The sequence below is a fragment of the Pantanalinema sp. genome (assembly GCA_036704125.1).
In the GTDB taxonomy this organism is placed as follows: domain Bacteria; phylum Cyanobacteriota; class Sericytochromatia; order S15B-MN24; family UBA4093; genus JAGIBK01.
This window is the reverse complement of sequence record DATNQI010000020.1, coordinates 1-9,427: the sequence shown is the minus strand read 5'-3', so window position 1 is coordinate 9,427 and position 9,427 is coordinate 1. Positions and strand designations below refer to the sequence as shown.

Here is a 9,427-nt window from a genome sequence, read left to right as displayed (position 1 = left end):
AAGCGCCTGGTCGAGCTCCACGGCGGGGCGATCGCGGTCGAGAGCGCCCCGGACCGGGGCAGCCGCTTCATCGTGAAGCTGCCCGTGAAGCGGCCGTAACGCTTTCCAGCAAGAGGAGCCGCCGAGAGGCGGCCCCTCTTGCTGCGGCGATGGTCACCCCAGCTTCTTGGCGACGATCTCGACCTCGACGGCCGCCCCCATGGGCAGCTCGGCCACGCCCACCGCGGCCCGCGCATGGCGGCCGTTGTCCCCGAGGACCTCGACCAGCAGGTCAGACGCGCCGTTGATGACCTTGGGCTGGCCCGTGAAGCCCTCAGCACTCGCGACGAAGCCGCCGACGCGCACGATCCGCACGTTGTCGAGGGCGTCGGCGCCGCCGCCCAGGGCGCCCTGGATCAAGGCCAGGCCGTTGATGGCGCAGAGGCGCGCGGCCTGGTAGGCGTCATCGACGCCGACCTCGGCGCCCACCTTGCCCGTGCAGGTCAGGACGCCGGCCTCCAGGGGCAGCTGGCCCGAGACGTAGATCCAGCCGTCCTGCTCCACCACCGGGAGATAGTTGGCCACCGCCGGGTTGGGCTTGGGAAGGGAAATGCCGAGCGCCGCGAGGCGCGCTTGAACCGTGGACATGAACGCTTGCTCCTTTCGTGAAGGCGCCCATCCTACCAAAGCCTGCCAGACCCGTCCACCGCGTCAGAAGGGCCTGTTCGTGGTATAAGTGAGGCACCCGACCGTAAAGGAGTTTTGAATCCCGATGCAGCGCGCGCTCGCCACCGCCCTCGTCCTCAGCCTCGCGATCGCCCCCGGCGCGATCGCCGCCCCCCAGGCCACCCCCTCCACCGAGGCCGCGACGCCGAGCGCCACGCTCGCCGCGAGCGGCAGCGTCCTGCTGGAGAAGGACGAGGACGGCCTTGCGATCGACTGGTCGCGCTTCGTCCTGCGCATCAAGGGCGTCGGGATGGCCCCCGAGCGAGGCGCGCTCGCCCAGCGGCGCCTGATGGCCAAGCGCACCGCCCTCGCCGACGGCTACCGGCGCCTCTCGGACGCCCTCGACGCCATCCGGGTGTCCTCGGAGGCCCACCTGCGCGACCTGACGGCCGTGGACGACCAGGCCCGGCTCGGGGTCAACGACCTCATCCGCGAGGCCCGCACCACCGACGTCCACTACTGGGCCGACGGCTCGGTCGAGATCACCCTGGAGGTCCCCCTCGCAGGCTCGCAGAGCCTCTCCACCGTCGTCTTCGGCAACGCCCAGGCGGCCACCGCGTCGATCGCCCCCAAGGCCAAGCCCAGCGGGCTGGTCATCGACGCCCGCGGCACCGGCGCCCAGCCCGCCCTCAAAGCCCGGGTGCGCGACGCCGCAGGCAAGGTGATCGCAGCGGACCTCCCCCTCGCCTACTACCACCTGCCCGAGGGCGCCAAGGAGCAGACCGGCGACAGCCCCCTCAAGATCAAGGCCAAGCGCGCCTACGGCCCCACCCGCGCCGACGTGCTCCTGACCGACGAGGACGCGAACAAGGTGAAGGCCGCCCTCAAGGACGGCGCCAAGCTCCCCCTCGCCATCATCCTGTAAGACCACCCTTGCGCGCCGACGGCCCCGAAGCGATGCTTCGGGGCCGTCGGCATCTGGCGATCAGCCGCAGATCCCGGTCTCCAGGTCGCAGCTCAGGCCCTCGCCCGCCGCGACCTCCACGACCTGGATCCGCGCCGGCTTCGCCTGCGGGCCGGCCGCGCCCAGCTCCCAGAACTCGCCCCCCTTCACGGGGATGGAGCGGACCACCCCGTCGGCGCGCAGCGCCTCGAGGGTCGCGGGCGTCGCCTCGCCGTGCAGCTCGGCAAGCTCGCGGGTGGTCAGGGGGCCGTACGCCGCGAGCAGCTCGGGGACGCTCCGGATGGGCTGCGCCTCGAGGCTCGGATCGACCCGCAGCAGGACCTGCCGGAGCGTGTCGAAGTCGCGGGCCCCGTTCACCAGGAGGGGGCGATCGGCTTCGTTGGGCGCCAAGGAATGGATGATCAGGGTCGGGAACGAGCGCACGCCGTACCGGGCGCCGAGGATGCGGTCCTCCTGGAAGGCCCTGGCACCCTCACCGCTCGCGAGATCGGCCTCGAAACGCGCCAGGTCCAGCCCCTCGGCTTCGGCTGCCACAGCCATGTAGACCGCGGGATCCGAGGCGTTCCGGCCCTCGGCCTGGGCGGCGCGGCGCAGGCGCCGCAGGTAGGCCTCCCCCTGGGCCGGGCCCTGCAGGGCCGCCGTCGAGGCCGCCGTGCAGGCGGGCCAGGTCCCCCAGTGCGGATCGGTGTTCTCGCGCATGAAGCGGCCATCGATGGGCTGACCGGTCACCTGGGCCACGTGCTCCCAGTGGGGCGCCACGTCGGCCGTCCCGGAGATGCCGTTCGCGGCGTCGAGGAAGTTGGCGATGTCCTCGACCAGCCCGCCCATCACCGTGCGGACGCGCACCTGGTCGCGGTAGGTCTCCTTGATGCGGTAGAGCACGGGCTCCAGCGCCCAGCACCAGGAGCAGAAGGGGTCGGTGAAGTACAGGATCTCGACGCGGGGGGACGTTGCGGCCATCGGGAGTCTCCTTTCCGAATCTAGGCGCGGGGGGCCGTGTTGCGGGCATCCAGGCTGAGGGGGCCCGACCCGAAGGCCGTGACCATCAGGACGCCGCCCATGATGGCCATGTTCTTCATGAAGTCGATCAGCTGGGCCTGCTGCTCGGCGCCCTCGAAGGCCCAGAAGTTGTGGAAGATGAGGGTGGTCGGCAGCAGGAAGACCAGAAGCGGCAAGCTGCCGGCGCGGGCCTTGTAGCCGAGCAGCACCGAGACGCCGCCCACCAGCAGGAAGACGACCGTACCGGCCAGGAAGAACGGGGCGAAGGGCATGCCCTTCGCGCTCATGTAGCCGACGTAGCCGGACCAACCGGTCAGCTTGCCGTAGACACTGAAGAGGAAGAGCCAGCTCAGCAGGACGCGGGCGAGAAGCGGCGCATAGCGCTCGATGGTGGCTTGCATGGGGACGGGCTCCTTTCAAAAAACCGAGCTAAACAATCTCGATATCGAGACAACTGACCAAAAAAGGGGGCTACCCCGCACCCTGTTTCCCGAGCTTGCGGCACAGGCGACGCAGCTCTTCCTGCTCGTCGGGCGAGAGGACGCCGAGGGTCTCGGTGATCCCCGCGACGTGCCGGGGGAAGACCTCCCGGATCAGGGCCTCGCCCTCGGGAGTGAGGTGGACGGTGACGACCCGGCGATCGGCGCTCTCGCGTACCCGGCGCACCAGGCCCCGCTTCTCGAGGTTGTCGATGACCAGGGTGATGTTGCCGCTGGTGGTCAGCAGCTTCTGGCACAGGTCGCGGGCACACAGGGGGCCGACGTGCAGGAGGATCTCGAGCGCCCCGAACTGGGAGAGGGTGAGCCCCACCTCGGCAAGGTGGCGCTGGACCCGCGTCTCGACGCTGCTCGCCGCGCGCATGAGGGTGATGTAGGCGTTCAGGGCGCGGACCTCTTCGGGAGAGCCCTGGTAGCGGGTCGGCATGATTACCTCGAACTAAACTATCTCGATATCAAGATAACTCCGGCAAAAACAGGAGTCAAGCGCTCATCGGCGCCCGACTCCCGGTAGGGCTAGAGCCTGACGAAGCGCACGTCGTGGAAGCCTTCGAGCGCCGAGATCCGTCCGAGCAGGTCGGGGGCGATCGCGTCGTCCACGTTGAGGGCCATGACGGCGGGGCCCTGCTTGTACTTGCGGCCGAGCTGGAAACCGAAGATGTTGACCCCGTGCTCGCCGAGCATGGTCCCGATGGTGCCGATCACCCCGGGGCGATCCATGTGCGGGGCGATCAGGATGTCGCCGGAAGGCGCCATGTTGAAGGCGTGGGCGTCGATCCGCACCACCCGCGCGTCCCCCTCGCCGAAGACGGTGCCCGCCACCGTGTGCCAGACGCCCGTGCCGATCACCGAGACGGTGATGAGATCGGCGTAGTCCTTGGCCTCGCTGGAGCGGCTCTCGCGGACCTCGACGCCGCGATCGCGCGCCACCACCGGCGCGTTGACGTAGTTGACCCCCTCCGGGACGGCGTGGGAGAGCGCCCCCTTGAGGGCGGCGACGGTCAGGGGCTCCACGTTCTTGCCCGCCAGAGCGCCGTGGTAGAGGATCTCGATCCGCTCGATGGGGCCGTCCAGGAGCTGGGAGGCGAAGCTGCCGAGCTTCTCGGCCAGGCCCATGAAGGGGCGCACCGGCTCGACCACCTCGGGGCGCATGGTGGGGATGTTCACCGCCGAGCGGGCGCTGTCGCCCTTGAGCACCGAGACGATCTGCTCGGCCACGTCCACGGCGACCTTGATCTGGGCCTCCTCGGTCGACGCTCCCAGGTGCGGGGTCAGAACGACCTTCTCGCCCAGCGCGCGCAGGGGGCTCTCGCCCAGGGGCTCGACCTCGAAGACGTCGAGGGCGGCACCCGCCACGTGACCGCCGGCGATCGCCGAAGCCAGCGCCGCCTCGTCGATGATGCCCCCGCGGGCGCAGTTGATCAGGCGCACCCCCTGCTTGCACCGCGAGAGGGTGTCGGCGTTGAAGAGCTTGCTCGTCTCGGGGGTCTTGGGGACGTGCAGGGTGATGAAGTCGCTGGTGGCGATCAGCGTCTCGAAATCCACCGGCTCGACGCCGAGCTCCTGGGCGCGCTCGGGGGTGAGGAAGGGGTCGCAGCCGAGCACGCGCATGCCGACGGCGCTCGCGACCTTGGCGACCCGCGCGCCGATCTTGCCCAGCCCGAAGACGCCCAGGGTCTTGTTGTAGAGCTCGGTGCCGGTGAAGCGCTCGCGCTTCCACTCGGAGCGCTTCATGGCGCCGTCGGCAGGAGCCACGTGGCGCGCCAGGGCGAACATCATCGCGAGCGCGTGCTCGGCGGCGGCCACCGTGTTACCCTCGGGCGAGTTGACGACGATCACCCCGCGCCGCGTGGCGGCCCCCACGTCGATGTTGTCCACCCCCACCCCGGCGCGCCCGATGATCTTGAGGCGCGATCCCGCCTCGATCACCTCGGCGGTGACCTTGGTGGCCGAGCGGACCATCAGGGCGTCGTAGTCGCCGATGATCCTCAATAGCTCGGCGGGCTCGACCGCGTCGCGCGCATCCACCCGCGCCACGTCGCCGAGGATGGCGAGGCCCGCGGGGTCCACCCGGTCGAGGACCAGCACGCTGAAGGGGCCCGTCTGGTTGGTGCGATCGCGCTCGGTCGCCGAGGTGGTGAACGTCATGCCTGGCCTCCCACGAAGAGGGGCGGTCCGCAAACCGCCCCGAGCTGTGATTGAACGATGGAATCTAGCGCGCGACGGCCTCGCGCGCGGCAAGCTCCGCCTCGGCCGCAGCCACCCCGGCGCCGGGCTGGATCTTGGCGCCCATGGCCGTCAGGGCCGCCTCGAGGGCCGCGAGCATGCCGAGCATGTCCGCCGCGTCGTAGTAGCCGCAGTGGCCGATGCGGAAGATCGCGTCGGTCAAGGGGCCCTGGCCGCCGGCGACCACGTAGCCGAAGCGCTCCTGCAAGGTCTTGCGCAGCGCGCCGGGGGCGATGCCCTCGGGCGGGTAGATGCCCGTGACGGCCATGGACGCGTAGCGATCGTTCTCGACCACCAGGCGCAGCCCCAGGGCCTTGGCCCCCGCGCGGATCATGCGGGCCATGAGCGCGTGACGCTCGAAGATGGCCGCGAGGCCCTCCTTCTTGAGCAGCGCCATGGACTCCTCGAGGGCGAAGAACAGGGAGATGGCGGGCGTCCAGGGGGTCTGGCCCTTCTTGAGGAACTCGCGCGCCTTGGTGAAGTCGAAGTAGAAGCGCGGCATCTTGGCCTCGGCGTGCGCCTCCCAGGCCCGGGGGCTGACCGAGGCGAAGGCGAGGCCGGGCGGGACCATGAAGGCCTTCTGGGCGCCCGCGAGGACCACGTCCAGGTCCCAGTCGTCCACCGGCAAGGGCGCGGTCAGGAGGCCCGAGACCGCGTCGACCAGGATCAGGGTGTCGGGCTGGGCGCGGCGGATGACCTCGGCGATCTCCTTGAGGGGGTTCAAGAGCGCGGTCGAGGTCTCGTTGTGGGTGACGAGCACGGCCTTGTAGGGGGCCGCGCCGATCTTCTCGGCGACCATCTCGGGGGTGATCGGCTCGCCGTAGACGGCCTCCACCTTGTCCACCACCGCGCCGTAGGTCTCGGCGATCTTGGCGAAGCGCTTGCCGAACTCCCCGCTGATCAAGGAGAGGACGCGATCGCCGGGGCTCAGGAAGTTGACGATCGCCCCTTCGAGGGCGCCGGTGCCCGAGGTGGTGAGGATCAAGACATCATTCCGGGTCTGGTAGGCCCACTTGAGGTCCGCCGTCAGGCCCTCGAGCATGGCCATGAACTCCTTGCCGCGATGGTTGATCATCGGGCGGGCCATGGCGCGCAGGCTCGAAGCGGGACAGGGGGTGGGGCCGGGCAGCATGATGCGCATCTGATCGCTCACAGCGGACTCCTTCTTGGGCGAGAACAGGCCGTTCCATTGTACCACCGGCCCAGCTTTCGCTCACGAAGTGTCGCCCGCTTATTGGGCACCCGCCCCTCAGCGAACCCCGATGAGGCGCGAGGCCGCTGCGACGGGCTGCGCGTGCAGGACCTCCGCCTTCTTCTGCGTCGGCAGGGTCTTCCAGTAGCGCTCGAACTCGGAGATGTAGGCGAGCTTCCGCTGCTGGCCGTCCTCGTGGAAGCCGAAGGAGCGCAATTCCGCGATCGCCTGCTCCGCGCTCCAGCCGTCACGCGCGATCCGCACGGCGGCCGCCATGGTGCCCGTGCGATCGACCCCGTGGTAGCAGTGGAAGAAGACCTTGCCGTTGGCGGGATCCAGCGCCGTCTGGAGAAACGCGAGGGTCTGCGCGTGGGTCGGCGCGTCCAGAGGAGGCAAGGGGAGGAACACGGCCTTCATGCCGAGCTTCTCGACCGCATCCTGCTCGAGGTTGCGCTCGGGGCGCAGGTTGATGACGGTGTTGTAGCCCTGCCTGGCGAGCTCCTCGAAGCCCGCGTCGCTCGGCTGAGCGCCGCGCAGGAGCTTGTCGCCCACCTTGCCGAGCTTCTGGAGGGCGTCGCCATCGACCGAGCGGGTCTGGAAGCCGTAGATCGCATGCCCCAGCTTCACCAGGCCGGGAAACAGGTCGCCGAGGCGGATCAGCGCCTCGGAGCCCGCGTTGATGACGTCGCTCTTCAGGCCCGAGAGGGTGAGGCCCTGCTCATCGATGCGGGCGACCTTGGTGGCGGCCTGGCTCGCTTCGGCCCGGACGGGCTCGGCGGCGCGACGCGCGAGCTGGGGCGCGAAGTCGCGCTGCAGCGATCGGTTGATGCTGTTGATTGCCATGGCCACCTCCGACGTTCAAGAGCCGTTAACTCATTGTCGGAAGCCGGGGCCGGCGCTTGCCCCTGGAGAGGTAAGAGGCGATTAAGCTTGGTTCAAAAAAGAACTCCCCCTTGATTCCCCCGCCCCACCAGGGGGCGGGGAGATACATCAGGCGGGTGTTGTTTGCAGCCACTTAAGGCTTGGCGAGCCTGCTCGCGCGCTCGGTAGCCTCCGGCCGGGTCACGGCGTCCACGAAGAAGGGCTTGCCGTCCACCTTGTAGGCGAGGACCGCCCTCTTGAGCTGATCGTAGCTCAGGCCGTTGCGCACCCGCTCCGCCTCGTTGATGAAGAGCTGCGTCGCCGACGCGTACTCGAAGACGTTGACCCCGTTGGAGCGCTTGTCGAGCTGTCGATTCAGGTCCGCGACGAGCTTCGCGTCGTCGAGGGCCACCCCCTTGGACAGCTCGGCCAGCGGCGTGCTACCGTGGTCGGCCGTCAGGGCCACGACCAGGTTCTCGCGGCCCACCTTGGCGACCAGCGCGTCGATGATCCGGCCGAGCTGCTTGTCCTGCTCGGCCAAGACCGCCCCCGCCTCGTCGGACTCGTGGCCGTAGCTGTGGCCTGCGGCATCGGTGGACTTGAGGGTGACGTACATCAGATCGGTGATGTCGTCGGCCCCCCAGGGCTCCTGCTCGATCAGCTTGACCACGTTGTCGCCGTCGAAGGCCGCAAAGGCGGGGGTGACGCGAACCTTCGACTTGGGATCGATCGGATGGTCCATCCAGCGCCCGGTCCCCCCCGTCAGGGCGTCCAGGTGCGCCTTGGGGCTCGCGCCCTCCAGGTAGCCCGGCAGCGCGTAGTACTGGCGGTTGGTGGTGAGCTTTCCCGCCTTCTCGTCGTAGAAGATGACCCAGGGCTTCTTGTTGCCGGCATAGAGCGAACCGTGGCCCGCCATCCCGATCGCGGCGCGATCGGCGTAGCAGTAGCCCGCCACCAGCGCCTGGTTCTCGCTCGCACGCAGCCAGACGTCCCCGAGGGTGGGGCTCCCCAGGAACAGGGGCGAGTTGTCCACGTCGCCGGCGAACGAGTAGCGCGGGCTGCCGAAGGCCCGGATCCAGAAGTTGTTGCTAGAGATCCCCGTCCGCGACGGCCACGCCCCGGTGCCGATCGCCGAGTGGCCGATCCCGGTCTCCACGTCCACGTGGCTGACCTTCGCCGAGGTGAAGTAGGTGCCCTCCTTCTTCAGGGCGTCGATCCGGGGGGTGGCGCCGGGATGGGCCCGGTAGTACACCTCGCCGCCCTGGTCGAAGACCAAAGTCAGGATCACCTTGGGCCTGCGGGAGGTCGGGACGAGCGCCTCGTCCAGCACGCGGCCGTAGGCGTCCTCGGGTGGGACCGTGCCCATCAGGTGCGCGTACGTCGGCGTCAGGTCCTGCTGGGTCGCGCTCGCGTCGGTCTGCACGCCGGGGCGCACGAATCCGGGGCCCCACAGGACGATGGGAATCCGGGTGTCGTACTCCCAGGAGTTGCCGTGGACCGTGCCCCCATTCTGCATGGGCTGGCCCTTGTAGTGAGCGAGCGTCGGCGTGCGGTGGCCACCGTCCGTCACGTAGCTGTACTTGGCGGGCAAGACGAAGAGGTCACCCGAGCGCTCGCCCACGGTGCGGGCCGCCGCGTCACGGAAGGCCGCCTTGACCCGGGCCGTCTCCTCGGCGCTCGGCGCCGGGTAGGACCCGAACGAGTCCGAGACGGCCGGGGCGGAGGCCCGAGCGACCCCGCAACCGAGCGACATGGAAAGCAGGAAGAAGGGAAGGCCTCGGGAAAGACGGCGCTGAGCGTTCAAGACTCCTCCTGGGTGGTTGAGAAACGGACGGCAAGGCGATCATAACCGATCTGAGCGGGAGCGACCACTCGCGGCGCCATGCGAAAAGCCCCCCGCCGGAGCGAGGGGCCTTCGGGAAGCTTAGCGCTTCGAGAACTGGAAGCGCTTACGGGCCTTCTTGCGGCCGTACTTCTTGCGCTCCTTGGCGCGGGGATCGCGGGTGAGCAGATCCTCGGCGCGCAGGCTGCTGCGCAGCTCGG

The 9,427-nt window shown here is 69.4% G+C and carries 10 protein-coding genes; 1 reads left to right on the top strand and 9 read right to left on the bottom strand.

The annotated features are described in order from the left end of the window. Window positions 1–153: 153 nt before the first annotated feature. Complete coding sequence (locus tag V6D00_02920; GenBank protein ID HEY9898113.1) at window positions 154–627, bottom strand: RidA family protein; 474 nt, start codon at window positions 625–627, stop codon at window positions 154–156. Between the two features lie 124 nt (window positions 628–751). Between V6D00_02920 and V6D00_02915 the strand changes: the two genes are divergently transcribed. Then, window positions 752–1,570: a hypothetical protein gene (locus V6D00_02915; protein HEY9898112.1), complete on the top strand. Its 819-nt coding sequence runs from the start codon at window positions 752–754 to the stop codon at window positions 1,568–1,570. 60 nt (window positions 1,571–1,630) lie between these two features. Here V6D00_02915 and V6D00_02910 read toward each other — a convergent pair whose 3' ends face one another. From V6D00_02910 to rpsI, 8 genes are all read right to left on the bottom strand, one after another. Then, window positions 1,631–2,569: a DsbA family protein gene (locus tag V6D00_02910; protein HEY9898111.1), complete on the bottom strand. Its 939-nt coding sequence runs from the start codon at window positions 2,567–2,569 to the stop codon at window positions 1,631–1,633. Between the two features lie 20 nt (window positions 2,570–2,589). Beyond that, window positions 2,590–3,009: a DoxX family protein gene (locus V6D00_02905; GenBank protein HEY9898110.1), complete on the bottom strand. Its 420-nt coding sequence runs from the start codon at window positions 3,007–3,009 to the stop codon at window positions 2,590–2,592. 70 nt (window positions 3,010–3,079) lie between these two features. Then, window positions 3,080–3,532, bottom strand: a complete 453-nt coding sequence (locus V6D00_02900) for a MarR family transcriptional regulator (GenBank protein HEY9898109.1) — start codon at window positions 3,530–3,532, stop codon at window positions 3,080–3,082. 89 nt (window positions 3,533–3,621) lie between these two features. Further along, window positions 3,622–5,253: a phosphoglycerate dehydrogenase gene (serA, locus tag V6D00_02895; GenBank protein ID HEY9898108.1), complete on the bottom strand. Its 1,632-nt coding sequence runs from the start codon at window positions 5,251–5,253 to the stop codon at window positions 3,622–3,624. A gap of 64 nt (window positions 5,254–5,317) precedes the next feature. Beyond that, window positions 5,318–6,484, bottom strand: coding sequence for an alanine--glyoxylate aminotransferase family protein (locus V6D00_02890; protein HEY9898107.1), 1,167 nt, complete (start codon window positions 6,482–6,484; stop codon window positions 5,318–5,320). Window positions 6,485–6,580: 96 nt separating this feature from the next. Continuing rightward, window positions 6,581–7,366, bottom strand: a complete 786-nt coding sequence (locus V6D00_02885; protein ID HEY9898106.1) for a sulfur transferase domain-containing protein — start codon at window positions 7,364–7,366, stop codon at window positions 6,581–6,583. A gap of 172 nt (window positions 7,367–7,538) precedes the next feature. Further along, window positions 7,539–9,188: an alkaline phosphatase family protein gene (locus V6D00_02880; protein HEY9898105.1), complete on the bottom strand. Its 1,650-nt coding sequence runs from the start codon at window positions 9,186–9,188 to the stop codon at window positions 7,539–7,541. A 120-nt stretch (window positions 9,189–9,308) separates the two neighbouring features. Next, the coding region (rpsI, locus tag V6D00_02875) for a 30S ribosomal protein S9 (GenBank protein ID HEY9898104.1) at window positions 9,309–9,427 on the bottom strand (119 nt) is incomplete at its 5' end.